Annotated in this window: 24 protein-coding genes; 12 read left to right on the top strand and 12 right to left on the bottom strand. The window is 68.5% G+C overall.

Annotation, left to right across the window (positions count from 1 at the left end):
* Nucleotides 1-66: 66 nt before the first annotated feature.
* A complete protein-coding gene (locus ACPCHZ_RS13215) occupies nt 67-1,572 on the bottom strand; it encodes an ATP-binding protein (protein ID WP_423485146.1) in 1,506 nt (501 codons plus the stop codon).
* Nucleotides 1,573-1,584: 12 nt separating this feature from the next.
* Entirely contained in the window at nt 1,585-3,285 is a 1,701-nt protein-coding gene (locus ACPCHZ_RS13210; RefSeq protein ID WP_423485145.1) for an FAD-dependent oxidoreductase, read from the bottom strand.
* Nucleotides 3,286-3,339: 54 nt separating this feature from the next.
* Here ACPCHZ_RS13210 and ACPCHZ_RS13205 point away from each other — a divergent pair, with 54 nt between their 5' ends.
* On the top strand, nt 3,340-3,819 hold the full coding sequence (locus ACPCHZ_RS13205; protein ID WP_423485144.1) for an SRPBCC family protein: 480 nt from the start codon (nt 3,340-3,342) through the stop codon (nt 3,817-3,819).
* Between the two features lie 78 nt (nt 3,820-3,897).
* A complete protein-coding gene (locus ACPCHZ_RS13200; RefSeq protein WP_423485143.1) occupies nt 3,898-5,169 on the top strand; it encodes an alpha/beta hydrolase family protein in 1,272 nt (423 codons plus the stop codon).
* Nucleotides 5,170-5,177: 8 nt separating this feature from the next.
* Here ACPCHZ_RS13200 and ACPCHZ_RS13195 read toward each other — a convergent pair whose 3' ends face one another.
* Together ACPCHZ_RS13195 and ACPCHZ_RS13190 are read right to left on the bottom strand one after the other, a co-directional pair.
* Entirely contained in the window at nt 5,178-6,749 is a 1,572-nt protein-coding gene (locus ACPCHZ_RS13195; RefSeq protein ID WP_423485142.1) for a flotillin family protein, read from the bottom strand.
* Nucleotides 6,750-6,752: 3 nt separating this feature from the next.
* Nucleotides 6,753-7,319: a hypothetical protein gene (locus tag ACPCHZ_RS13190; protein ID WP_423485141.1), complete on the bottom strand. Its 567-nt coding sequence runs from the start codon at nt 7,317-7,319 to the stop codon at nt 6,753-6,755.
* 316 nt (nt 7,320-7,635) lie between these two features.
* Here ACPCHZ_RS13190 and infA point away from each other — a divergent pair, with 316 nt between their 5' ends.
* From infA to truA, 8 genes are all read left to right on the top strand, one after another.
* Entirely contained in the window at nt 7,636-7,857 is a 222-nt protein-coding gene (gene infA, locus ACPCHZ_RS13185) for a translation initiation factor IF-1 (protein WP_003418601.1), read from the top strand.
* Between the two features lie 29 nt (nt 7,858-7,886).
* On the top strand, nt 7,887-8,000 hold the full coding sequence (gene rpmJ / locus ACPCHZ_RS13180) for a 50S ribosomal protein L36 (RefSeq protein ID WP_003879483.1): 114 nt from the start codon (nt 7,887-7,889) through the stop codon (nt 7,998-8,000).
* A gap of 185 nt (nt 8,001-8,185) precedes the next feature.
* Nucleotides 8,186-8,560, top strand: coding sequence for a 30S ribosomal protein S13 (gene rpsM / locus ACPCHZ_RS13175; RefSeq protein ID WP_264011142.1), 375 nt, complete (start codon nt 8,186-8,188; stop codon nt 8,558-8,560).
* Between the two features lie 6 nt (nt 8,561-8,566).
* On the top strand, nt 8,567-8,983 hold the full coding sequence (gene rpsK, locus ACPCHZ_RS13170) for a 30S ribosomal protein S11 (RefSeq protein ID WP_264011143.1): 417 nt from the start codon (nt 8,567-8,569) through the stop codon (nt 8,981-8,983).
* Nucleotides 8,984-8,997: 14 nt separating this feature from the next.
* Nucleotides 8,998-9,603 (top strand): 30S ribosomal protein S4, encoded by a 606-nt coding sequence (rpsD, locus tag ACPCHZ_RS13165; RefSeq protein WP_269893769.1) that lies wholly within the window; start codon nt 8,998-9,000, stop codon nt 9,601-9,603.
* A gap of 81 nt (nt 9,604-9,684) precedes the next feature.
* On the top strand, nt 9,685-10,737 hold the full coding sequence (locus tag ACPCHZ_RS13160) for a DNA-directed RNA polymerase subunit alpha (RefSeq protein WP_364972462.1): 1,053 nt from the start codon (nt 9,685-9,687) through the stop codon (nt 10,735-10,737).
* A gap of 59 nt (nt 10,738-10,796) precedes the next feature.
* Complete coding sequence (gene rplQ, locus ACPCHZ_RS13155) at nt 10,797-11,456, top strand: 50S ribosomal protein L17 (RefSeq protein WP_423485140.1); 660 nt, start codon at nt 10,797-10,799, stop codon at nt 11,454-11,456.
* Nucleotides 11,457-11,469: 13 nt separating this feature from the next.
* Entirely contained in the window at nt 11,470-12,333 is an 864-nt protein-coding gene (truA, locus tag ACPCHZ_RS13150) for a tRNA pseudouridine(38-40) synthase TruA (RefSeq protein ID WP_423485139.1), read from the top strand.
* Nucleotides 12,334-12,335: 2 nt separating this feature from the next.
* Here the strand turns inward: truA and ACPCHZ_RS13145 are convergent, their stop codons facing one another.
* From ACPCHZ_RS13145 to ACPCHZ_RS13130, 4 genes are all read right to left on the bottom strand, one after another.
* Nucleotides 12,336-13,016 (bottom strand): cutinase family protein, encoded by a 681-nt coding sequence (locus tag ACPCHZ_RS13145; RefSeq protein ID WP_423485138.1) that lies wholly within the window; start codon nt 13,014-13,016, stop codon nt 12,336-12,338.
* A gap of 49 nt (nt 13,017-13,065) precedes the next feature.
* On the bottom strand, nt 13,066-13,656 hold the full coding sequence (locus ACPCHZ_RS13140) for a cutinase family protein (protein WP_423485379.1): 591 nt from the start codon (nt 13,654-13,656) through the stop codon (nt 13,066-13,068).
* Between the two features lie 96 nt (nt 13,657-13,752).
* Nucleotides 13,753-14,421, bottom strand: coding sequence for a cutinase family protein (locus tag ACPCHZ_RS13135; RefSeq protein ID WP_423485137.1), 669 nt, complete (start codon nt 14,419-14,421; stop codon nt 13,753-13,755).
* A gap of 23 nt (nt 14,422-14,444) precedes the next feature.
* Nucleotides 14,445-15,491: an EamA family transporter gene (locus tag ACPCHZ_RS13130; protein ID WP_423485136.1), complete on the bottom strand. Its 1,047-nt coding sequence runs from the start codon at nt 15,489-15,491 to the stop codon at nt 14,445-14,447.
* Between the two features lie 77 nt (nt 15,492-15,568).
* Between ACPCHZ_RS13130 and ACPCHZ_RS13125 the strand changes: the two genes are divergently transcribed.
* Nucleotides 15,569-16,123 carry a CGNR zinc finger domain-containing protein gene (locus ACPCHZ_RS13125; RefSeq protein ID WP_423485378.1) on the top strand — a complete coding sequence of 185 codons (555 nt, stop codon included), beginning with the start codon at nt 15,569-15,571 and terminating at the stop codon, nt 16,121-16,123.
* A gap of 20 nt (nt 16,124-16,143) precedes the next feature.
* A complete protein-coding gene (locus ACPCHZ_RS13120; RefSeq protein ID WP_423485135.1) occupies nt 16,144-17,394 on the top strand; it encodes a saccharopine dehydrogenase family protein in 1,251 nt (416 codons plus the stop codon).
* Between the two features lie 16 nt (nt 17,395-17,410).
* Here ACPCHZ_RS13120 and ACPCHZ_RS13115 read toward each other — a convergent pair whose 3' ends face one another.
* The 4 genes from ACPCHZ_RS13115 to ACPCHZ_RS13100 are packed head-to-tail and all read right to left on the bottom strand — an operon-like array spanning nt 17,411 to nt 24,631.
* A complete protein-coding gene (locus ACPCHZ_RS13115) occupies nt 17,411-19,420 on the bottom strand; it encodes an FAD-dependent oxidoreductase (RefSeq protein ID WP_423485134.1) in 2,010 nt (669 codons plus the stop codon).
* Between the two features lie 38 nt (nt 19,421-19,458).
* On the bottom strand, nt 19,459-22,644 hold the full coding sequence (locus ACPCHZ_RS13110) for an ATP-binding protein (protein ID WP_423485133.1): 3,186 nt from the start codon (nt 22,642-22,644) through the stop codon (nt 19,459-19,461).
* Nucleotides 22,641-23,144: a hypothetical protein gene (locus tag ACPCHZ_RS13105; protein ID WP_423485132.1), complete on the bottom strand. Its 504-nt coding sequence runs from the start codon at nt 23,142-23,144 to the stop codon at nt 22,641-22,643. Before ACPCHZ_RS13105 ends, ACPCHZ_RS13110 begins: the two co-directional genes overlap by 4 nt.
* Complete coding sequence (locus ACPCHZ_RS13100) at nt 23,141-24,631, bottom strand: hypothetical protein (protein ID WP_423485131.1); 1,491 nt, start codon at nt 24,629-24,631, stop codon at nt 23,141-23,143. Before ACPCHZ_RS13100 ends, ACPCHZ_RS13105 begins: the two co-directional genes overlap by 4 nt.
* Nucleotides 24,632-24,698: the final 67 nt, after the last annotated feature.

The raw sequence follows: 24,698 nt of genomic DNA, 5'->3' as shown, positions 1-24,698 counted from the left end.
GCGACAACCTCCGGCCGGGTGAGTGCTATTCCGTTCGGCTCAGTTCGAGCTGAACTCCGCCCACGATCATTCGGTGCCTGCGGCGGAGAGTTCGCCGGGCGTCGGCGTCACCGGCGGCGGTGCCACCAGCGGCAGGCACACGATGAATCGGGTGTCGCCCGGGCGGGACTGCACCGACAGGTTGCCCGCGTGCTTCTCCACCACGATCCGCCACGCCAGGTCCAGGCCGAGGCCGGTGCCCTCGCCGAACGGTTTGGTGGTGAAGAACGGGGTGAAGATGCGGTCGACGATGTCCTCGGGGATGCCGGGGCCGTCGTCGCAGATCTCGACCCGGATCATCTGCTCGCTCTCCCGGCTGGTCCGGATGGTCAGGGTGCCGTGCCCGTCCATGGACTGGATCGCGTTGTCGATGATGTTGGTCCACACCTGGTTCAGATCGCCTGGGTAGCACTGCAATTCGGGCAGCGTCTTGTCCATCTCCTTGATGATGGTGATGGGCCTGCCCTTGCCCTGATGGCCGATCTTCTCGCCGAACATCATGATCGTGCTGCGGAGCAACTCGTGCACGTCGGCGCTCTGATAGGAGCCGCGATCCATCTGCGAATACTGCTTTGCCCCGGCGAGCAGCGCCGAGATGCGCTTGCTGGCCTCGGCGATCTCGTTCATCCGCAGTTCGTTGTCGATGGTGTACTTCAGCCACCCGACCGCGGCCTGCAGCGACGCGGTGGCGTCCACCTCGTCCACCGAGGTGAGCACCTTCTCCAGCCAATCGGTGTCCAGACCGGCCTCGACGAAGGTGGGTGCGTAGTCCCAGGCGCCCACGATGTCGTGGTTCTCGAGCCAGTCGCCGATCGCGTCCTCCCGATCGGACGCCTCGAGCGCCGACAGTTCGACGCCGCGGTTCTTGGCCACCTGCTCGGCGACGTCGTCCTGGATGCGGACCAGCACGCGCAGCGCTTCGGGGGAGAACTTGCCGTCGGCGAGCATCGACAGCTTGTGCCGCATCTTGCCGACCGTCTCCCTGAGGTCGGAGACGGCCCGCGCCGTGGCGGCTGCCGGATTGTTGAGTTGGTGCGTCAGGCCCGCGGTGATGGTGCCCAGCGCCAGCAGCTTCTCCCGCTGCCCGATGATCTGACTCTGCCGCCTGCCACCGACGAGATGACCCTCGAGCAGGTGTACCGCCATCGGGAACTGGGTCTGCATGAAGCGGGCGAAGTCGTTCGAGTCCAGCACGAAGCACCGCGACGGCTTGGTCAGCCGCACCGAGGCCTGGTAGCTCTGCTCCTCACCGGGGATGTAGGCCGACCACGCGCCGAAGTACACGCCGCGCTGCGAGGTCCGGTTGGTCTGGATGTCGACGCCGCCCGAGCGCTTCGACATGATCAGCTCGCCGTCGATCATCACGTAGAAGCAGGTGGCGGGCTCGCCCTCCATGCTGATCGGCCCGGCGGGGAAGGTCTCGATGTGGCCGGCCTGGCAGAGGATGTCCAGCTGCTCATCGGAGAGGTCCTCGAAGAGGAACAGCGTGCGGAGTTCCTCGCGCACGCACTCCTCACCGTTCTGTGAGCCCATCGGACTTCCTTCCTACGCTTCCGCCAGGTAGCGGTGCACCAGCATCACGGCCATCGAACCCTCGCCGACGGCCGCCGCCACGCGCTTGGCGGATTCGGAACGCACGTCTCCTGCAACGAACACTCCGGGCACACTTGTTTCCAGGTGATGGGGCGGACGTTCCAGCATCCATCCGCTGACCTTGGTCACATCTGGTCCCGACAGGATGAAACCGTGATCGTCGCGGGCTATTCCCGCGGCCTCCAGCCAGTCGGTGCGCGGTGTCGCGCCGATGAAGCAGCACATCCGGTCACAGCTCACCGTCTCGGTCTCGCCGGACTGCCTGTCGATCAGGACGAGGCCGGCCAGGTGGCCGTCCTCGGCCAGGGTGTCCTTCACCTCGGTGCAGGTGCGCACCCGGATGTTGTCCTTCTTGAGAATCCGGTCGACGAGGTACTGCGACATCCCCGCCTCCAGCGACGGCCCCCGGATCAGCATCGTGACCGACTTGGCCGTCTCGGCCATGTACATCGCGGCCTGTCCCGCCGAGTTCGCGCCGCCCACGATGTAGACGTCCTCACCCTGGCACTCGCTGTTGTCGGACACCGAGGCCCCGTAGTAGACGCCGCGGCCGACGTAGTTGCAGTCCGGGTCGTCGGGATCGTCCCAGCAGCCGGTGATCTGGAGCTGGCGGTACTCGACGCCGGTGGCCAGGATGATGGCGCGGGCGCCGATGGTGTTGTCCGGCAGGCGAATCGAATGCGCGGCGCCGATGCCGTTGACCTCGAGCCGGCCCGCCTCCTGCGTGGTGATCACCTCGGCGCCGAAGCGCTCGGCCTGCCTGCGGGCCGACGTGGTGAGTTCGGCTCCGGAGACGCCGGTCGGGAAGCCCAGGTAGTTCTCGATCTTCGAGCTGCGGCCGGCCTGCCCGCCCGTCGACGACTTCTCGATCAGCACGGTCCGCAGCCCCTCGGACGCGCCGTACACCGCGGCCGCCAGCCCGGCCGGGCCGCCGCCGATCACCGCGAGGTCATACATGTCCAGCTGAGGGGTGGTCGACAGGCCGAGCAGGGTGGCCAGCTCGGCGTCGGTCGGCTCGACGAGTGTCTCGCCCTTCTCGGTGATCACTACCGGCAGCCTGCTTCCGTCGACGCCCGCGGCCTCGAGGAGCTGCCTGCCCTTGTCGTCCTCGGCGTTGATCGCGCGGAACGAGTACTCGTTGCGGGCCAGGAACTGCCGCACCTGCCATGAGCGCTCGTTGTACCGGTGCCCGATCACCTTGGTGTACGGCATCGCCCGGTCGCCCACCGCGCGCCACTCCTCGAGCAGGCCGTCGAGCACCGGGTAGAGCTTCTCCTCCGGCGGATCCCACGGCTTGAGCAGGTAGTGGTCCAAATCGACGACGTTGATCGCGTCGATGGCGGCGTGGGTGTCGGCGTAGGCCGTCAGCAGCACCCGGCGCGCGAGCGGGAAGAACTCCATCGCCTTCTCGAGGAACTCGATGCCGCTCATCTGCGGCATCCGGTAGTCGGCGACGAGCACCGCGACGGTGTCGCCGCGCAGCTTGAGTTCCTTGAGGGTGTCGAGGGCGTCGGCGCCCGATTCGGCGCGCACGATGCGGTACCGCTCGCCGTAGTGGCGGCGCAGATCCCGCGCGACTGCGCGGGACACCGCCGGGTCGTCGTCGACGGTGAGAATCGCAGGTTTTCGGTTCTGGTGATCAGGTCGCGTCATCACCGGTAATTATGCGCCGGTCGTCCAGCGGATACCGGGTCGTACGCTGCCAGCGTGACCGATCTCGAGTTTTCCGACGCGATCCATGTGGCGCTCCCGCCCGAGCAGGTCTATGCGCTGGTCTCCGACATCACCCGGATGGGGGAGTGGAGTCCGGTGTGCAAGGCGTGCTGGTGGGAGGACGGCGGCGGTCCGGAGGTGGGGGCGTGGTTCGTCGGCCGCAACGTCACTCCGGAGCGGACCTGGGAGACGCGCAGTCAGGTGGTGGCCGCCGATGCGGGCCGCGAGTTCGCCTGGGAGGTGAACGACGGCTGGGCGCGCTGGGGGTTCACGATGGCCGCCGAGGACGATCCGGCGGGCACGCTGCTCACCGAGTCGTGGTCGTTCCTGCCCAGGGGCATCGCCGGCTTCCACGAGCGGTTCGGCGAGGCGGCGGAGGCGGAGATCGCCAAACGCAGCGACGCGGCGAAGAGCGGCATCCCCGCCACGCTGGCCGCGATCAAGCGAACCGCCGAGGATCGAGTCGGTGAATAGAGAGACACGTCATGGTTTGTCCCGCTTGTGAGCAAGCCCTCCCGGATACTTCGCGGCTGCGTGGCTACCTTCTAACGCATGGGATCACGCAACGACGATGAGGCCGGACGGGAGTCGGGCCGCTCTGTCGTGCCGCGGTTGCCCGGATCGGGGCCGCTGCGCACCGTGTTGGCGCCGCTGACCCGCACCGGCGGCTACTACGCGAAGTCCTGGCGCGACTACCTGGGCGACGGGCCGGACCAGATGCCGATCGCGCGTCCCACCGTCGCTCTCGCCGCCGAGGCGTTCCGCGACGAGGTCGTCCTACTCGGGCTGCGGGCACGCCGGCCGGTCAGCGGCGCGCTCGGTTTCGAACGCATCAACGGCGAAGTCGAGGCGGCACTCGAGTTCTACGGTGAGCGCGGACTGCTCGACGAGCCCGAGCGGTACTTCGCTGCACCCGAGCCGCTGACCGATGTGGAGGTCAGCCCGGTGCGGCGGCGCAACCGCTCGTATGCGCGACTGCGTTGGCAGAGTGGATACCGGCCGTTGCCCGGTGAACCCGGTGGCGATCGCTGGCTGGGTTACCGGGCGATGTCGCGGGGCTACGGGTTGATGCTGCGGCATCCTGACCCGCGGCCGTGGCTGATGTGCGTGCACGGTACCGAAATGGGTCGCGCCGCAATCGATCTGACGTTGTTCCGAGCCTGGTACCTGCATGAGACGCTCGGCCTGAACGTCATGTTGCCGGTGCTGCCCATGCACGGTCCCCGGGCGGCGGGGCTGCCGAAGGGCGCGGTGTTCCCGGGCGAGGACGTGCTCGACGACATCCACGCGACCGCTCACGCTGTCCACGACGTCCGCAGCCTGCTGTCGTGGATCCGGCGCCAACAGCCGGACGCGCCGATCGGTGTGTACGGAATGTCGTTGGGCGGTTTCATCTCCGCGCTGGTGGCCAGCCTCGACGACGACCTCGTCTGCGCGGTCCTCGGCGTGCCCGTCGCGGATCTCGTCGAACTGTTGGGCCGCCACTCCGGCCTGCGCCGCGACGACCCTCGCCGCCGCACCATCGAGCTCGCAGCGCCGCTCGGCCGGATGATCTCGCCGCTGGCGCTGGAACCGCGGGTGCCGGCGGCGGGCCGGTTCATTTACGCCGGGCTCGCCGATCAGGTCGTCCACCCGCGCAAGCAGGTCAGTCGCCTGTGGGAGCACTGGGGACGCCCGGACATCGAGTGGTATCGGGGCGGGCACGCCGGGTTCTTCCGGTCCCGACCGGTGCAGCGCTTCGTCACCGACGCGCTCACGCAGTCCGGCCTGGTCTCCGCGCTCCCGCCGGGCGCTGCGGAACCGACCGGCGCGCTGACGGGCTGATCAGGTAATCAGGACGCTGGCGGCGCGACCGGATGAGAGTTCGGCTGCGTCGGTTGGCCGTCGGAACCGGCCGCGTCCGTCGACCCGGTGCGGTTCAGCATCGCGGCCACGTCGATCCCCGACGACTTGAGGGACTCGACGATCTTGGCGACGGCCAGCGGGCTGACGCCCAGCAGCCCGCCCACCGCGTCCTGGGTGTCCGACGAACCGCCGATGATCGACAACCGGTCGACCGAGGCCAGTGGCATCGCGGCCGCCTCGGTGGCCTTGACGACCGACGCGAGCACGTCGGGCAGCATCAGCAGCCGGGCCGCGTCGGCGCTGTAGTTGTTGAGCGCGGCGGCGATCTCCTTCTTACCCGTCGCCTCGGCCACCAGCTTGGCCTCGATGCCCGCCGCCTCGGCGAGCTGCTCGACCCGCAGCGCGTCGGCGAGCTCCTTCTTACCCGCGGCCTCGGCGACCAGCTTGGCCTGCAGGCTGTCCGCCTCGGCCTGCCGCTCGACGCGCAGCGCGTCGGCCGCTGCCTTGCGGGCGTCGGCCTCGGCCTGCCCGGCCCGCACCGCGGCCTCGGCCTGGGCTTCGGCGCCCAGGATGGTGGACTGGCGCTGGCCTTCGGCGCGGGCGATGTCGGCCGCCCGTTGCGCCTCGGCCGGTGCGATGACGTCGGCCTGCAGCGCCGCCTGGGCCTGCTCGGCGCGGCGCTGCTCGACCTCGATGCGGGCCTCGACGCGGGCGGCCTCTGCCTGCTCGGTGGCGATGCCGACGTCCTTCTGGGCGCGCGCGTTCGCCAGCGGTCCCGCCATGTCGGCCTGGGCGTTCTCGGCCTCGGTCTGAGCGCGCAGGCGGGCCAGTTCGACGTCGCGCTTCTGGTTGGCGGACGCGATCGCGGTGTCGGCCTCGGCCTGGGCGACCGAACCGGCCTGGCGGGCCTTCGCCGACTGGATCTGGGCGTCGCGCTCGGCCTCGGCGGTGCCGATGGCTGCGTCGCGCTTGACCTCGGCGATGCGGCGCTGACCCAGGGATTCCAGGTAGGCGTTGCGGTCGGAGATCCCGGCGATCTTGAGGACGTCGACCTCCATGCCGATGCGGGCGAGGTCACCGCCGGCCTCGTCGACCACGCTGCGCGCCAGGGTGTCGCGGTTGGAGTTGAGGTCTTCGACGGTCATCGTGGCGGTGATGCCGCGCAGGCTGCCTGCCAGGATCTCGTTGATCTGCCGCTGCAGCTCGTTGAGGTCCGAGGTGAGGAAGCGCTGCACCGCCGTCTGCACGGCCTCCTCGGACGAGCCGATGCGGACCAGCCCGACCGCCTCGACGTTGACCGGAACGCCGTTGTTGGACAACGCGTTCTGAAGATTGATGCTGACGTTGAACGGTTCGAGGCTCATGATGTCGACGCGTTCGATACCGGGCACGCGGAATCGCGCGCCGCCACGGACCACCTTCGGGGTGCCGCGGCCGGTGAACACGGCCACCTCGTTGGGCGGCACCTTGATGTAGTTCTTCACGTAGATCACCGGGAGCGCGACGAACAGCAGCAGGGCCGCGATCACCGCGACGATCACGATCATCAGCACGGACATGGGTCAGAACCTTTCGGACGGATGGTCGAGATCCGGGACGGCGACGACGTGGACGTACTCGGCGTCGACGTCGGCGATGTAGACCTGGGTGGACTTGGGCAGCGCCGTCGGCTCTTCGGTGCGGGCCCGGGAACGCACCCGGTTGCCGTCGGCGTCGACGAACGACACCTCGCCCCAGCCCTCGGCAGGCACTTCGAGGGTGACGGTGCCCAGCAGGCCGACGTAGGAGGACCGGCCGCGGTGCGAGTTGGCCTCCTGCCGGCGGAGGTAGGGCAGCAGCACGCCCTGCAGCAGGCCGTACATGACCACGGCGGCGCCACCGGCCGCTGCCGCGGAACCGACGGCGGGCAGTCCGGTCCAGGTGCCGATCAGGCCGCCTGCGCCTGCCCCGAGAATTGCGGCCGACAACCCCGTCAGGCTCAGGAACGGCATCCCGTCGCCGTGTCCCACCTCGGCGAGCAAGAGCGCCGACAGCACCGCGACAGCCCCGACGACGAACGCCGCGAGGTACACAGCGGTCACGGGATCCTCCGGGCGGACGAATACATGAACAGGGTGATCATCGTCCATTCTCGGTGACCGCGGAGACGTCTGGCACACCAATTACCGGCGAACGACGTAGGCTCGCGTCGCGACGACGCACGCATGGTCGTCGCACCGGCCGATGAACGGCTGCGGCCGCACGGGGCGCGGCTGCGGCGCTGGTCGGACGATTTTGGGGCGGGCGGCCGAGCGGGTAGTATTGACCAACGGTGCGGCAGCCGCGCCGACTCTTGCGTGCCCCTGTTCCGGAATATCCGACTACTGGCTCACGTTGTAGTCGATTCGATTGCTGCGCCGAACGGCGCCAATACCAAGACAGGACACGGAGGACTTCCGAGAACTCATGGCCAAGAAAGACGGTGCCATAGAGGTCGAGGGCCGCGTGGTCGAACCCCTGCCCAATGCGATGTTCCGCATTGAGCTGGAGAACGGACACAAGGTGCTCGCCCACATCAGCGGCAAGATGCGGCAGCACTACATCCGCATCCTGCCCGAGGACCGCGTCGTAGTGGAGCTGTCTCCCTACGACCTGTCCCGGGGCCGCATCGTTTACCGCTACAAGTAAGCCCGAGACAGAAGAAGGATCGATAAGCCGTGAAGGTGAACCCGAGCGTCAAGCCCATTTGCGATAAGTGCAGGGTGATCCGCCGGCATGGGCGGGTCATGGTGATCTGCTCCGATCCGCGACACAAGCAGCGCCAGGGCTGACACGCCCCGGCGGCTGCGCCGCAGTACCTCACAACTGAATGCTGACCTCCCAGCACCACCGAGCGGATACGCCGCTCGATCACGTCCGGTCGGAGGCCGGACCCCTAACTACAGCGTCGATTCGTCGGCAGTAGCAGGGAACGGGCTGGGAAAAGACCTCCGCCAAGAAAAGGAATGGCACACCCATGGCCCGATTGATGGGCGTCGATCTCCCACGCGACAAGCGCATGGAGATCGCACTCACTTACATCTACGGCATCGGCCGTACCAAGTCGCAGGAGATCCTGTCGGCCACTGGTATCGACCGCGACCACCGCACGAAGGACCTGACCGACGATCAGGTCACCCAGCTGCGCGACTACATCGAAGCCAACATCAAGGTGGAGGGTGACCTGCGCCGCGAGGTTCAGGCCGACATCCGCCGCAAGATCGAGATCGGCTGCTACCAGGGCCTGCGGCACCGCCGCGGGCTGCCGGTGCGCGGCCAGCGGACCAAGACCAACGCGCGTACCCGCAAGGGCCCCAAGCGCACCATCGCCGGCAAGAAGAAGGCCAGGTAACCCCCGATGCCACCTGCAAAGAAGGCCGCGGCCGGCCCCAAGAAGGGCCAGAAGACCCGTCGCCGGGAAAAGAAGAACGTCCCGCACGGCGCCGCGCACATCAAGAGCACGTTCAACAACACCATCGTGTCGATCACCGATCCGCAGGGCAATGTCATCGCCTGGGCGTCGTCGGGGCACGTCGGCTTCAAGGGGTCGCGCAAGTCGACGCCGTTCGCCGCTCAGCTGGCCGCCGAGAACGCGGCCCGCAAGGCGCAGGAGCACGGTGTGAAGAAGGTCGACGTGTTCGTCAAGGGTCCGGGTTCGGGCCGCGAGACCGCCATCCGATCCCTGCAGGCCGCCGGCCTCGAGGTCGGTGCCATTTCCGATGTCACGCCGCAGCCGCACAACGGTTGCCGTCCGCCCAAGCGGCGCCGGGTCTAGAAGGGATCTGACCAATGGCTCGTTATACCGGACCCGCCACCCGCAAGTCCCGCCGTCTCGGCGTCGACCTCGTCGGTGGAGATCAGTCCTTCGAGAAGCGCCCCTACCCGCCCGGCCAGCACGGCCGTGCGCGGATCAAGGAGAGCGAGTACCGCCAGCAGCTGCAGGAGAAGCAGAAGGCCCGCTTCACCTACGGCGTGATGGAGAAGCAGTTCCGTCGCTACTACGAAGAGGCCAACCGCGTCGCGGGCAAGACCGGCGAGAACCTGCTCCAGATCCTGGAGAGCCGGCTCGACAACGTCGTGTACCGCGCCGGGCTCGCCCGGACCCGCCGCATGGCGCGTCAGCTCGTCAGCCACGGCCACTTCACCGTCAACGGTGTCAAGGTCGACATCCCGAGCTACCGGGTGTCGCAGTACGACATCATCGACGTCAAGGACAAGTCGCTGAACACCGATCCGTTCGTGATCGCGCGGGAGACCGCGGGTGACCGTCCGATCCCGTCGTGGCTGCAGGTCGTCGGCGAGCGTCAGCGCATCCTGGTGCACCAGCTGCCCGAGCGGGCGCAGATCGACGTGCCGCTCGCCGAGCAGCTCATCGTCGAGTTCTACTCGAAGTAACACCTCTGCACGCCCGATCCCGGGCGTCGCAGTTCACTGACCGGCATCAAATAGCGGATGCCGAGAAGGAGATAGAAGAACATGCTGATTTCTCAGCGCCCCACACTGTCCGAAGAGACCGTCGCCGAGAACCGTTCGCGGTTCGTCATCGAGCCGCTGGAGCCGGGCTTCGGCTACACGCTGGGCAACTCGCTGCGGCGCACGCTGCTGTCGTCCATCCCGGGCGCCGCGGTCACCAGCATCCGCATCGACGGTGTGCTGCACGAGTTCACCACCGTGCCGGGTGTCAAGGAAGACGTCACCGACATCATCCTGAACCTCAAGGGCCTGGTCGTGTCGTCCGAGGAGGACGAGCCGGTGACCATGTACCTGCGCAAGCAGGGTCCGGGCGAGGTCACCGCGGGTGACATCGTGCCGCCCGCCGGTGTGACGGTGCACAACCCCGAGATGCACATCGCCACCCTGAACGACAAGGGCAAGCTCGAGGTCGAGCTCGTCGTCGAGCGTGGCCGCGGCTACGTCCCCGCCGTGCAGAACAAGGCGTCGGGCGCCGAGATCGGCCGCATCCCGGTCGACTCGATCTACTCGCCGGTGCTCAAGGTGACCTACAAGGTGGAGGCCACCCGTGTCGAGCAGCGCACCGACTTCGACAAGCTGATCCTCGACGTCGAGTCCAAGAACTCGATCACGCCGCGCGACGCACTGGCGTCGGCCGGTAAGACGCTGGTCGAGTTGTTCGGTCTGGCACGGGAACTCAACGTCGAGGCCGAGGGCATCGAGATCGGGCCGTCGCCGGCCGAGGCCGATCACATCGCCAGCTTCGCGCTGCCGATCGACGACCTCGACCTGACGGTGCGGTCCTACAACTGCCTCAAGCGCGAGGGTGTGCACACGGTGGGCGAGCTCGTCGCCCGCACGGAGTCCGATCTGCTGGACATCCGTAACTTCGGCCAGAAGTCCATCGACGAGGTGAAGATCAAGCTGCACCAGCTGGGTCTCTCGCTCAAGGACAGCCCCGCCACGTTCGATCCGTCGGAGGTCGCCGGTTACGACGCCGCCACCGGCACCTGGAACAGCGACGCGGGCTACGACCTGGACGCCGATCAGGACTTCGCCGAAACCGAACAGCTCTAAGTCAATTCGTCCCGGTCCTACCTGATACGGGGACCGGCCCCATTTAGGAGATAGTCGCCATGCCCAAGCCCACGAAGGGTGCTCGCCTCGGCGGGTCGTCGTCGCACCAGAAGGCGCTGCTGGCCAACCTGGCCACCGCGCTTTTCGAGCACGGCCGGATCAAGACCACCGAGCCGAAGGCGCGGGCGTTGCGGCCCTACGCGGAGAAGCTGATCACCCACGCCAAGAAGGGCACGCTGCACAACCGGCGTGAGGTGATGAAGAAGATCCGCGACAAGGACGTGGTGCACTCGCTGTTCGCCGAGATCGGCCCGTTCTTCGCCGATCGCAGCGGTGGCTACACCCGGATCATCAAGGTGGAGGCACGCAAGGGCGACAACGCCCCGATGGCCGTCATCGAGCTGGTGCGGGAGACCACGGTCACCTCCGAGGCCAACCGGGCGCGCCGGTCGGCCGGCTCCAAGGCCGCTCCGGTGGCCGCGGCGGCAGCACCGCAGGCCGCGGTCGAGCCGGAGGCCACCGAGGGCCCGACGGCCGATGACGCCGCGACCCCGGAGGCACCCGACACCGCGGACGCGGTGGCCGAGCTGCCCGAGGCGGAGGACACCACCGCCGCCGAGGCATCCCGGTCCACGGAGACCGACGATCCGACCGCCGACGAGGCCTCGGCCGAGGAGCCTGCGACCGACGAGGCCGGCAAGGCTGACGACGCCAAGTAGACACGCTGTGAACATGCCCGCCATCGACTCCGGTGGCGGGCATGTTCGTCTTCGGCTCGACATCGCCTACGACGGGACCGCGTTCGCGGGCTGGGCGGCGCAGGTCGGTCAGCGCACGGTCGCCGGTGTGCTGGACGAGGCGCTGTCCACGGTGTTCCGCACGCCGGTGGTGATGCGAGCCGCCGGCCGCACCGACACCGGAGTGCACGCCACCGGTCAGGTCGGCCACGTCGACGTGCCCGCCGCGGCGCTGTCGCACGCCTACCCGCGTCGCAGCCCGCCGGGGGAGACCGAGTTCGGCCCGCTGGTGCGCCGGTTGGGCCGGTTCCTGCCCGACGACGTCCGGGTGCTCGAGATCGCCCGCGCCGCAGATGGTTTCGATGCCCGGTTCTCGGCGCTGCGCCGGCACTACACCTACCGGCTGTCGACCGCCCGGTACGGGGTGATGCCGCAGCTGTCCCGGTTCGTGACGGCCTGGCCGCGCGCGCTGGACGTCGACGCGATGTCGGTGGCCTCCCGGCCGTTGATCGGCCTGCACGACTTCGCCGCGTTCTGCCGGCACCGCGAGGGCGCCACCACGATCCGCGACCTGCAGCGGCTGGATTGGATTCGCGACGGTGACCTGATCACCGCCCACGTCACCGCCGACGCGTTCTGCTGGTCGATGGTGCGCTCATTGGTCGGCGCGCTGCTCGCGGTCGGCGAGGGCCGCCGCGATCCCGGTTGGTGCGCGGGCCTGCTCACGGCTTCCCGGCGGTCGAGCGACTTCGCCGCCGCGCCGCCGCACGGTCTCACGCTGGTCGGTGTGGATTATCCGCCCGACGACCAGCTGGCGGCCCGCACCACGGTCACCCGCGAGCTGCGCGTGATCGACTGACGTCAGATGCGGCCTGCGACGAAGTCGGCGGCCTGGTTGACCATCCCGGCGTTGATGTAGGCCTTGGCCGCGTGGTCACCCCAGTTCTTCTCCCAGGTGTTCGGATCGGCCGGGTTGCAGATGGGGTCGACGCCGTGGCACAACTCGATGGTGCGCTCGCGGTAGAGCGGGCTGAGCACGCCGATCGGGCCTGCCCAGGCGCTGCCGTTACCGAAGAGCGCGACGGCCGCGATCTTCTGGTCCATGCCCGGGGGCAGTGGCTTCTTGAACCCGAAGGCCGCGATCGGTGCGGCCAGCACCACGTCGGTGACCGCGGCGCCCAACGAGTAGCCGCCGAGTACCAGCCGGGTGTCGGGGCACCGGCCGGCCATGTCCTGGATGCGGGAACTCATGTCGTTGGCGCCGATGTCGATCTCGCTGTCGGCGGGGTAGTTCACCGCGTAGAGGTCGATGTCCCTGTCAGACTTGTTGCGCAGGGCGCTGACGAAATTGTTGCCGATGAGCCCCGCTCCAGGCGACTCGATCCGTCCGCGGGCGAAGATCACCTCGACCTGCGGACAGGCCTGTGCCGACGCGGTGGGGGCGACGCCATCGACGGGGACGGCGGCAGGCGTGACCAGCAGACCGGCGGCGACGAGGACAGCGGAGGCGGCCAGGCCGCACCGGCGGGCAAAGGTGCTCACAGCATTCACCCAGCCGATAGTAGCCAAAGAAATTGACGGCGAGGCGAAGCTAGAGAAGTCCGGCGGCAAAGCGGGCCGCCTGATCGGCCGCCGCACCCGCGTAGTCGCGGTGCGCGGCAACGCTGTCGCCGTCGGTGCAGATGGGGTCGCCGGGGTTGCACAGGTCGATCGCCCGGGCGCCGTAAACCGGGCTGCGGGTGAGCGGGAGACCCAGTTTCGCCGTCGGATTGCCGAACACCGCAACGGCCGCAACGTGATCCGGCACGTTGGCCGGAAGCGGGGAATTGAAGCCGATGGCGGGCACCGGAACTGCGGCGATGACGTCGATGACGGCGGCGCCCTGGGAGTAACCGCCGAGCACCAGACGAGTGTTCGGGCAGTTGGCGACCATCCACTGGATGTGGCCGCTGGCGTCGTTGGCGCCTGCGGCCGCAGCCAGGAAGTCATAGCTCGCGGGGTAGTTCACCGAGTAGGCGCCGACGGACCGGTCACCGACCCGGCCGCGCAGGGACTCGACGAACGCGTTGCCGATCCGGCCCAGCCCCGCCGCCTCGTCCGTGCCGCGGGCGAACACCACCTCGACGTCGGGACAGTCCTGCGCCGTCGCGATGGCCGGTCCGCTCACCACGACGGCGGCCATGGCCGAGAGGACGGCGGCGGTGACGACGATGGCCCGGTGCAGGACCCGGCGTCGAACAAGATCGAAGCTCACGCCGAAGTGTAACGCGCGACGTTGCTAAATCAGTCCCGCCGCGTACGTGGCGGCCTGGGTGACGAAGGGCGAGGACTCGTAGTGGGTGTGGGCGAACGGGTTGCGGCCATCCGAGCAGATCGGGTCTCCGTCGCTGCACGCGTCGATGCTCTTGCCGGCGAACAGGCCGCGCGCCGAGAGCGGGATGCCGAATTTCGTCGAGGGGTTGCCGAAGACCGCGACCGCGGCGACCTTGCTGTTGTAATTGCCCGGCAGCGGCGGCGCCGAGCCGATGTCGCCGACCTTGTTGCCCAGCGGCGGCACGCCGGCCAGCATGTCCATCACTGCGGCGCCCTGTGAGTAGCCGCCGAGCACGAATCGCGTCGAGGGGCACTGCGCCGACACCGAGGCGATGCGCGCGGTGACGTCGTTGGCACCTTCGGCGGCGGTCAGGAAGTCGTAGGTGGCCGGATAGTTCACGCCGTAGGTGCTCAGCGTGCGCCCACCGAGCAGCGGCCGCAGCTGATCGGCGAGTGCCTGGCCGACCCGGCCGATGCCGCCCGGCTCGCTGGTGCCGCGGGCGAAGATCAACTCGACATCGGAGCAACCCTGGGCGGCGGCCACCGGCGCGGGCCCTGCCAGGGTGAGGGCGGCCGCCGACAGCGCGGCCGCCGCGGCGGCGCCGAAACGGGAAGCGGAGCTAAGCAACGTCACCGGCTCATACTCACACACGTCGGTCAGTCGCGGCCAACGGACTGCGTGTGAGGAAGCTCGCCCAATGTGTCCGGCCATTCCGCGGATTGCGTCGCGGCAGTGTCGCTCCGGTCGCCGAGTCGGGCCACGGCCAGGCCGACCAGCACCACCGCGCCGCCGAGAGCCTGGACTCCGGTGATGGCCTCGCCGAGCAGCAGCCATGCGGCGAGCACGGCGAACATCACCTCGGACAGGCCGACCAGAGAAGCGAACCGCGGGCGCAGGCGTGAGATGCCGACGATGCCCAGCGAATAGGCCACGGCGGTGGGGATGAGGCCGAGGGCGAGCACCGGTATCACCCACGACGTGGTCCATCCCGCGATGACGGCGTCGCGTGCGGTGAACGTCATCGGCATCACACCGGTCACGCCGAGCAGGGCGGTGGTGGCGGCGCCGACTGCCAGCCCACCGGCGGCAAGGGTGATCGGATGCAGGCCGGCCGAGCCGTCGGCCCGTTGCCCGCCGACCTTGTCGGACATCAGGAAGTAGCAGGCCGCGCAGACCGCCGCGGCCAGACCCCAGCCGACGCCGACGATGTTGATGTGCGCGGCGGCCAGTCCGCCTGCGCCGACCACGCCGAGCACCAGCATGATGCCGCCGACGGCAGTGGCAGCGCCCGCGAGGGTGAGCGTGCTGGGCCGACGCTTGGTGGTGACCCATAGCCAGGCCACCACCAGGACCGGTGCGGTGTACTCGAGCAGCAGCGCCACGCCGACCGACAGGTGGGCGACGGCGTTGTAGTAGAACAGCTGCGCGCCGGCGATCGGCACCAGGCCGTAGGCGATGACGGTGCTGCGATGGGTCAGTGCCTCGCGAAACCAGCCCGGTCGTACGGCGGTGGCGAACAGCGCCATCAGCAGGGCGCCGCCGGCGAGCCTGGCGGTGACCGCAGCGGTGGGGCTCCAGCCCGCAACCATGAGTGACTTGCCGAGGGGGCCCGACATGCCGAACGCGAGGGCGGACCCGACGGCGAACATCAGGCCGAGCCGGAACTCGCTGACGGCCGGTGCCGGGTGCATCGTGGACGCCATCGGGCGACCTCCACTTCATGTAAGGAGTAAAATGAGCTTTGGTCATGACGTTAACGGTGGAGGGAGTCATGAGTCAAATGATTTTCACTCATGACACGGAACTCACCCTGCGCGCGGCGTGTGTGCTGATCAACACCGACCGCGTCGACGGTGAACAGCTCGCCGACATGGCTTCGCTCGACGAGTACCTCGACGGCTTCGGCTGGACGGGCCGCCGCGACCGTGACGCCGCCGAGCTGGCCGACGTGCATCGGCTGCGGGAGCGGCTCGGTGTGGTCTGGGGAGCCGCGGACGACGAGGAGCGCACGGTCGGTCTCGTCAACGCGCTTCTCAGCGACACCCGGGCGGCGCCGTGGCTCACCCGTCACCCCGAGATGCCGGAGTGGCATCTGCACCTGGCATCGGTGCACGACCCGCTGTGGCAGCGGATGGGCGCGGAGATGGCGATGGCACTCGCGGACCTGATCCGCGGGGGCGAGCTGCGACGGCTCAAGGTGTGCGCGGCACCCGACTGCGAAGCCGTGCTGGTGGATCTGTCGCGCAACCGGTCCCGGATGTTCTGCGACACCGGCAACTGCGGCAACCGTCAGCACGTGGCCGCGTATCGCGAACGGCGCGCAAAGGACTCGTGACGCCGGTAGCGTCAGCAGTCATGGGCGCTGCGCAGCGCGACCTCGACATCGTCCTCTACGGCGCCACCGGTTTCGTCGGCAAGCTCACCGCCCGGTACCTCGCCAGGGTCGCGCCGGGGGTTCGCATCGCCCTGGCGGGCCGGTCGCCCGAGCGGTTGCGCGCGGTACGGGACGGCCTCGGCGAGCGCGCCGGCCACTGGCCGCTGCTCGTTGCCGAGCTGTCGGATCCGGTGGCGCTGCAGGAGATGTCCGCGCGCACCCGCGTCGTCGTCAGCACGATCGGGCCGTACACCAGGCACGGACTGCCGGTGGTCGCCGCGTGCGCGGCCACCGGCACCGACTACGCCGACCTGACCGGTGAGGTTCCGTTCGTGCGGGCCTGCGCCGACCGTTATCACCAGCAGGCCCGCGACACCGGGGCACGCATCGTGCACTCGTGCGGATTCGATTCCATCCCTTCGGATCTGACGGTCTACGGCTTGCATCGCCGCGTCACCGAGGACGCCGTGGGCGAACTCGGCGACACGACGCTGGTGCTGCGCGCGTACTCCGGCGGATATGCGAGCGGGTCGATCTCCACCATGCTCGACCTGATGCGGATCGCCACCGACGATCCCGCGGTGCAGACGATGCTCGACGACCCCTACAGCCTGAGTCCCGACCGATCCGCAGAGCCGGAACTCGGCGCCCAGCCGGACCTGCCGCTGTGCCCCGGTGCCGAGGTGGCGCCCGAACTCGCCGGGCTGTGGGCGGGTGGCTATGTCATGGCGCTGTACAACACCCGCTGCGTGCGGCGCAGCAACGCGCTCCTCGGCTGGCCCTACGGCCGCGGGTTCCGCTACCGCGAGACCCTGACCATGGGTTCCTCACCGGCCTCGCCGTTCATCGCGGCCATGTTCAACATGGGCATCACCGGCGCGTCCCGCTTCGGGGGGCACCTCCTGCGGATGGCGCCACCCGGCCTGGTCGAAAAGCTTCTCCCCGCACCCGGCACCGGGCACGACGAAGGTGCGCGCGGGTACTACCGCGTCGAGACGTACACCACCACGACCACCGGCCGGCGGTACGTGACGACGATGGCCCAGCAGGGCGATCCCGGCTATTCGGCGACTTCGGTGCTGCTCGGCGAGAGCGCGCTCGCACTCGCCGTCGACCGCGACCGGCTGCTCGACCGCCACGGGGTGCTGACGCCGGCCACCGCCATCGGCGACGTGCTGCTGGACCGGTTGCCTGCCGCCGGCGTGACATTCGAGACCACAGCGCTGGATTGAGTTCCGCGCCGCGGCGTCACGGCAGGTAGAACCCCCGGACGCGGTGCCTGCGTCCGCGGCCCAGTAAGGCGTTGGCCGCCTGCAGGCCCGACATCACCGCCGCCTCGATGCAGCCGGCATTGATGCCGCAGTCGGTCCAGTCGCCGGCCAGAACCAGGTTGTCGTAGCCGCTTTCATCGGGCCGCAGCCGGTATTTGTCCGACCCCGGCACCGACTGCACGTACCGGTCGGACGGGTCGACGTTCACGCTGACGTGCTGGGTGTCCAGGGCGGCGGCGCCCCGGTGGCCGTTCGCACCGCTGAGCAGATGCCATGCGAAGCCGTCGGCGGTGACGCTGCCCGGCAGGTAGAGGCCGACGTGGCGATCGAGATATGTTGTCGCATAGTCGAGTACACGCAGGCGGCACCGGTCGACGTACGCGGCATGGTCGTCCCCGGGCGGCCACTCGGCGTCGAAGGCGCCACAGAAGTAGGCGACCGTGCGCGGTTCGTCGTCGCCCGGCCAGTCCTCGGCCCACAGTGTCTGCGGCATCGACGCCCAGGTGTCGAACGGTGCGACGTAACCGCTGGTGGTCACTCCCGGTCGGTGCCAACCCAGCATCGACTCCTCGGGCCGCAGCCAGAGCTGAAACGCCTGGGTGGCCACGGTGCGCAGATGGGTTGTCATGTCCCGCCATTCGGGGCGGTCGGCGATGAGCTCGCCAGCGACGAACTCGAGCATGCCCAGCGAGGTGGCCAGCACGATGTGGTCGAAGTCCACACCGCGGCGCAGCACTCTGGTCTCGACGTCGTGTCGTTCGCCGAAGTGGGTTTCGAGGTCGTCGGCCGCCCCGCCGTCGATCTGGTCGGCCAGCGGCGCGGCGGGGAACACCGGCAGGCCCTTGACCTCGATCAGCGGTGCGTACTCGTCGACCCCCTCGGCGAGGCGGACCTGCCTGCCCATCGTGACGGCGTCGACGACGTGCCGGCCGGCGTCGAGGTGCAGTGCGTCAAGCCGGTGGAAGAACTCGAAGCGCACGCCCCGACGGCGCAGTGTCTGATACAGCGGGGCGATCACCACATCGCCCATCCCTGCGGTCATCTTCCAGAAGAACGCCCCCTTGTACTGGAAGAGCGCGATCCCGGTCAGCATCACCGCAAGGCCGGCGGCGAAGGACGGCCGTTCGTAATCGCCGTCCTCGTAGCCGAACACCATGTCGTACATCCCCCGCACGAGGGAGAACTCGAGCACGTCGGGATGCGCGCCGTGGCGAACCAGCCACGCCCCGTACTCCTCGTCGTTGATGGCGCGGAAACCGCGGGGGTCGGTGATCAGGTTGTCGACGGTGATCCCGCGGATGGTCGCGATGAGCAGCGACAGCAGCAGCCAGAACCGCTTGTGGTCGGGCCGGTTCTCGCAGTCCAGCACCCGGCGGGCCGCGTTCACCGCACGCAGCAGCACACCGTCGCGGACGAGTTGCGCCGCACCGGTTTCGGACAGTGTGGCCAGCGTGGTGCGCACCGCCCGTTGCACCAGTTCCAGGGAGCGGTCGGCGGCGGGATCGGCCGAGGGGGTCAACGTCAGGCCGGTCGACGCGCCGAGCGAGTCGGTGAAGTCGAGCAGCAGTTCCGAGGCGCGCTGGACGAACGACACCACCGTCAGTTCGCGGCCGTCGGCGTCGGGATCTCCCGGCAGCTCGTCGTTGTTGCTGAACCGTCCCGGCCACACCAGCCAGCCGTCGCCCCACCGGTCGGCCATGGCGAGGCTGTCCGCCGGTATCAGTGCCTGATCCCAATCGTGAATGGGCGCAGCGGGATCGGTGGCTACCCTGTCGAGTTCGGTGTAGCACTCGCGCAGCAGCGCGAACGCGTTCTCGTAGGAACCCAGCCACACGTGCAGGCCGTGCTCCTCGATGCGGCCGTGCGGCCCGCGGCTGGATGCGGCCTTGCCGCCCAGCCGCCAGCCGCGCTGGTAGACGGTGATGGATTCGAACCGGTCCCGCCAACCGGGTTCGCTCAACCGCCAGGCCGCACTCAGGCCAGCCATGCCGCCGCCGAGGATGGCGACGCGTCCCGGAGAGCGCCTCACCCCAGCAGTGCTCGGGCACGAGCCAGGTACGGCCACTTCTCGTCTGCAGGCAGCCGGCCCAGCGCCTCGACCAGCGCGGGCCGGGACTGCTCACCCATCAGCTCGAAGTCGTCTGCCGCAGCGCGGATCTCGAAATTCGTGGTGCCCTGGGTGCGGGCCAGGTCGATGGCCGCGCGCAGTCCGGTGTGGCGGGCATCGATGTCGGTGTGCGTGTGTGCGCGGATGCGCAGCAGCTCGGCGTCGTAGAAGTGCATGCCGGTGTCCTCGGACATCCGCAGTGCGAGATCGACGCGCTGCCTGCCCTCGTCGAGCCGTCCCGTCGCCATCAGCAGTTGCGCCAGCGTGCCGTCGTAGCAGGCCAGAAAGGTCTTGTTGTCGAGGGCGCGCCACAGGTCGACGATGCCGGTGAGCGCCGCGATGTGGCCGTTCATCACCTCCGGGTCCTGCTCGCCGCGGATCAGCGCGATCGTGGCGCTCAGCGTGCTGCGGTTGCACTCGGCGATCATCGACCACTCGTCGAACCCGTTGCGGGCGGCGCTCTCGGCCACCACCTCGATGAGCGCCGCGGCCCGTTCGAGCCGGCCGGACTGGAAATGGGCGAACAGTTCCACCGACCTGGCGTAGCACAGGGTGTAGGGACCGTGTGGGAAACGCAGCTGCGCGCAACGGCTCTCGACCTGAACGAACGCTGATTCGGCACCGGTCAGATCGCCCTGGAGGATGCGGATGAACCCGGTGAAGGTGTGCGCGCCGGACAGCGGATCGTTCGGGCTGTACCAGGCGCCTTCGATCTGCGGCGAGCCGATGCGGTCGACCACGGCGGCGGCGCCCTCGAGTATCGGCCGGGCGGTCTGCAACTCGCCGCGGAACACCGTCAGCACGCCCAGCACCACATCGGTGGCCACCCGGTACCACTCGGGCATGTCATCGAGGCCGCGCAGCGCCTCGACCAGTTGGGTGGCTCGGCGCAGATCGCCGCGGGTGGCGTAGTTGGTCCAGATGCCGCTCAGGGTGGCGTAGAGCTCGTTGCCCGCCACGCCCCCGATCAGCTCGAGACAGCGCTCGAACTCGGCGAGCGCCTCTGGACTGGAGTGCCCCTCGGCCGTCGAGGTGAGCCAGCCGCGCTCGAGCCGGATGGCGACCTCGTGGCGATCGCGGGCCTGCCCCGGCGCGATCCGTTCGACGTTCTCCAGTGCGCGGGCCAGGTGTGCGCGCGCCTCGGTGAGCGCACCGCGCCGGCGGGCGTTGGTTGCGGCCTCCTGGAACGCCGTGGCGGCCTCGTCGAAGCGTTCGGCGTTCTGATAGTGCAACGCCACGAGTTTCCACTCGGGATTGCCGTCGGCGGAGGCCCACAGCGCATCGGCGATGCGGCTGTGCAGCCTGCGCCGCTGGGTCGGTGGTGAGAGTTCGGCGGCGACCTCGCGAAGCAGTTCGTGGTGAAAGCGCCAGCTGTCCTCGCCGTCCTGTCGCAGCACCCGGGACCGGGTCAGTTCGTCCAGCACGGCGTCCACTTCGTCGGCGGCCAGGTCGACCACCGAGCGGAGGAGCCGCTTGTCGATGACGCTGCCGATCAGCGCGGCGGTCTCGACGACCAGCAGCGACGTCCTGCCGGACCCGAGGCGGGCGATCAGGGTCTCGTAGAGGGTGTCGGGCACCTCGGCGGGGCCGCCGCGATCAGCCTGTCGCTCGAGGACCTTGGTCACCACCTCCTCGATGTAGAGCGGGATGCCGTCGCAACGATCCTGCACCGCACGCCTGGCGTCGTCGGTCATCTCCGGATGCAGGGTGCGGATCAGGGAATCGGAATCGTTGCCGCTCAATGGTTTCAGCTCGAACTGAGTCTCGTTCCCCAGCGGCGGCACCTTGCGGCCGGTGACGACCACGAACAGCCGGCCGGGCCGCTCGCGCAGCAGTGACTGCACGATCTCGACGGTGTCCTCGTCGAACCAGTGGATGTCCTCGGCGACGATCAGGCCGGGTCCGCTTCCGACGCTGGCCAGCAGGTAATCCTTGACGGCAGTGGCGATCTGGTCGTAGAGCCGGCCGGCGTTGGCAACCGCCGGCTGATACCCGGCGTCGGGCCTGATGCCGAGCACCGGCGCCAGCAGCGGCACGGCGACATCCACATCCATTCCGTGCAGCTCGATCTCGGCGCGGAGCTTGCGCAGGCTGTCCGCCGGATCGGAGCCACGCCGGATACCGCACCGGCGCTCCAGGAGCCTGCGCACCGGCCGAAGGCCGACGTCGGTGTGGAACGGCGAACCGTAGAGGCTGAGGACCACAGCGTCGGATTCTTCGGCGAGGTCGACGGCCGCACGCGCCAACCGGCTCTTGCCGATGCCACCCTCACCCCAGAACACCACGCCCGCGGTGTCGAGCGTGCCCTCCACTGCCTTGCGCCAGTTCTCTTGCAGGAACGCCAGTTCACGCTCGCGTCCGATCAGCGGCCCGCGGGGCACACGGGCGACGTCGCGCTCGGCGACGACGCGGTGGTGCACGATCAACTCGTCGACGCCCTTGACCGCACGGGGCGGACGTTCCTCCAATTCGAAGGAGTCGCGAACCACCCGCTCGATCGCCGCAGACACCGCGGTGGTGCCGGGTTCGGCCAGACTGCAGAGCCGCGCGGCGAGATTGGCGCCCAGGCCGTACACGTCGTCCTGCGCGACGTCGAGGTACACCAGGCCGCGGTGGATGCCGACCCGGACGTCGATGTCGAAGCCGAACCGGCGTCGCACTCGCGCACTGAGCGAGGCGATCTCGCGGGTGATGTCCAGGCCGGCCTGGACGGCGCGGTGGGCGTCGTTCTCGTGCGCCCGGGGATGGCCGAACACCGCGAACAGCCCGTCACCCTTGGTGGAGCCGATGTGGCCCTCGTAGCGGTTGACGATCTTGATCACCTCGTCGCGGTATCGTCCCACGACCGTGCGGTAGATCTCGGGTTCCACCCGCGTCGACAACGCCGTGGAGTCCACCAGATCGGCGAACATCATGGTGAGCCGGCGCAGGTCACCACTGTCGACTGGGGCGGCGAGCAGTTCCTCGGCGTCGGCGTTGTCATGGTCGACGGCGAGCACCTGACCGGCGAGTGCGTCGGCCGTCGCGCGGTCACCGCGGTTGACGGCCTGCACTGCCCGGTCGAGGAGTTCGTCGATCGACGGCTTTTCCGGAACCTCGCTCACAGTCCTACGGTGACCTCGAACGTGCTGTCGTGCGCGCCGTTCGAGGCGTTCTTCAGTGTTACCTTCCCCACGTAATTCGAACCGATGAATCGGTCGTCACGAAGGTTGATCTCGAAGAGCTTGGCGTTCGGTGGCAGCACGTTCACGAACTTCAGGCTGGCGGGCGGAATCGTGATGTCGGGTCGGCCGACACGGGCGAACGGCGAAACGCTGATCGTCCGCGGATAGGGCCGTGCAGTGGGCACCTCGACCGGATCGACCGGGGCCAGGTTCTCGGGTAACTCCAGCCACCATGGTCCGGCGATACCGCCCTGCAGCACGCCGGCGAATGTCCGGATCTGGAGATCGATGAGTTCGTGGAAGACCCGGATCCAACCGTCCAGCCCCCACTTGCCGGCCTTGTCGTAGTCGGATGCGTTCACTGCGACCCGGTTGAACTCGTTCACCCAGAAGCGCGACATCTGCGCGACTTGCTGCACCGCACTTTCGGGAGTACTCATGGTCGACCGCCTCGTGTTCCGCCCGGTCCGCCTTGAGGATGCCGCGGTTGGTTCACCTTTTCGAGGAACTCCAGCGGTGCGCTGATGATGCGGCCGGTGACGTGCTGACTGTAGTTCGTGACATCGCCGAGGCTCAGTCGTCCGCCCAGCCATTTCTCGGCGAGGTCGAAGTAGTCGCTGGTGAGATCCTGAACGGCGTCGGCCCATAGCCCGACGGCGGTCGCGACCACGTGCGTATCCGGTTGATCCGCTCCGCCGGATGAGGTTTCCGGCGGCTCCGCCGCGTCGTCCCTGTCATAGAAGGTGAACTCCTGCCTGCCGTGGATCGCATCAGGATCTCTGGCCGGATTCAGGAGGAATTCGTTGGACGCGGTGCCGTATCCGGTCAGGCAGACCAGACGCTTCTGCGCATACGGGGACAAGCCCTGGATGTGTACGACCTTGCGGGTCCGCACGCGAACGCCCGGATGATTCTCGTCGCGACCGTCGTTGTCGGCCCGCATGTTGATGTAGCCCTTATCGACGAGCACCTTGCCGTCGCAACCCGGTGCCGGTGTGGGATCGTCGAGGTCGTAGTCGATGCGCGCTTCCCCGGGTGCCTCCGTGGCGAAATACTTGAGACCCGTGACGATGTGGGTGTCCTCGAATCCCCGGAATCCCACCCTCTCGCGAACACGTCTCCAGTTGTCATCACGGAACTTGGGTTCGTACTCGTCCATCCTGATGAAGAAATCGCGGTAGTTCTTGTCCCAGTTGAAGGGGTTGACGACTCTCTTCAGGTTCGCGAGCGTGACAATCGGGTCGGACATCGTGGTGTCGACGACCACGCAGCGGATGCCGTCGACGACACGGGTTGCCGCGCCGCATAGAGGTATCGACACGGTTTCCGGGTCGACCAGTTCGACCTCTGCGAGCCGTCCGCCGGCGGGGATACCCTCCGTCGCCAAGGCGCGGCGTAGGCCATAGAACTGATCGGGTCCGGTCAGCTCGAGCCGCATCGCGGAGAGATAGTCGGACACGTTCTCGGTGGCCGCCGTCGTCCGGTCTGCCATCGAGATCCGCTTCGGCCCACACGCTGCCAGACCGTTCACCATTGCCTCTTCGAAGTCGTCCTCCGAAGTGGCTGCCAGAGCCGAAGCCGGCGCGGCCTGTCTGACGCGCGCAGCGACGCTCAGGCCATAGAGGAGTCGAGACTTCTGGGGAGCCGTCAGCGGCCGCGTTCTGTCCTGCTCGTCGAGTCCGGCCTCCTCCGTGGGTGCGTTCTCGGCTCTGCGAGTGTCATTCGCGATTCGTTCGCAGGCCGCCCCGAGGTCTGGCGTATCCCGGGCATCGTCCTTGAAGAAGAAGCGTTCGAGTTCGCCGTACCAACCAGTGTTCGCCGAAGCCCCCGGCAGGAACTGATCGACAACGGCTCTGGCGGCCGGATCCGAGGCCGCAGCCTCGTCGAGTGCCCCGTACACCTCGAGAAGATCACGCAGCTCCGCCATGGTCCCTCCTGCCCCCGTTTGCGCAGCTAGCATACCGTGATGCCAGCAATGTGGCGGGTCTAATCGA

It is taken from the genome of Mycobacterium sp. NPDC050041, assembly GCF_049541695.1.
Lineage (GTDB): Bacteria > Actinomycetota > Actinomycetes > Mycobacteriales > Mycobacteriaceae > Mycobacterium.
The sequence above is the reverse complement of the archived record's forward strand: the minus strand, read 5'-3'. Positions and strand labels throughout refer to the sequence as shown.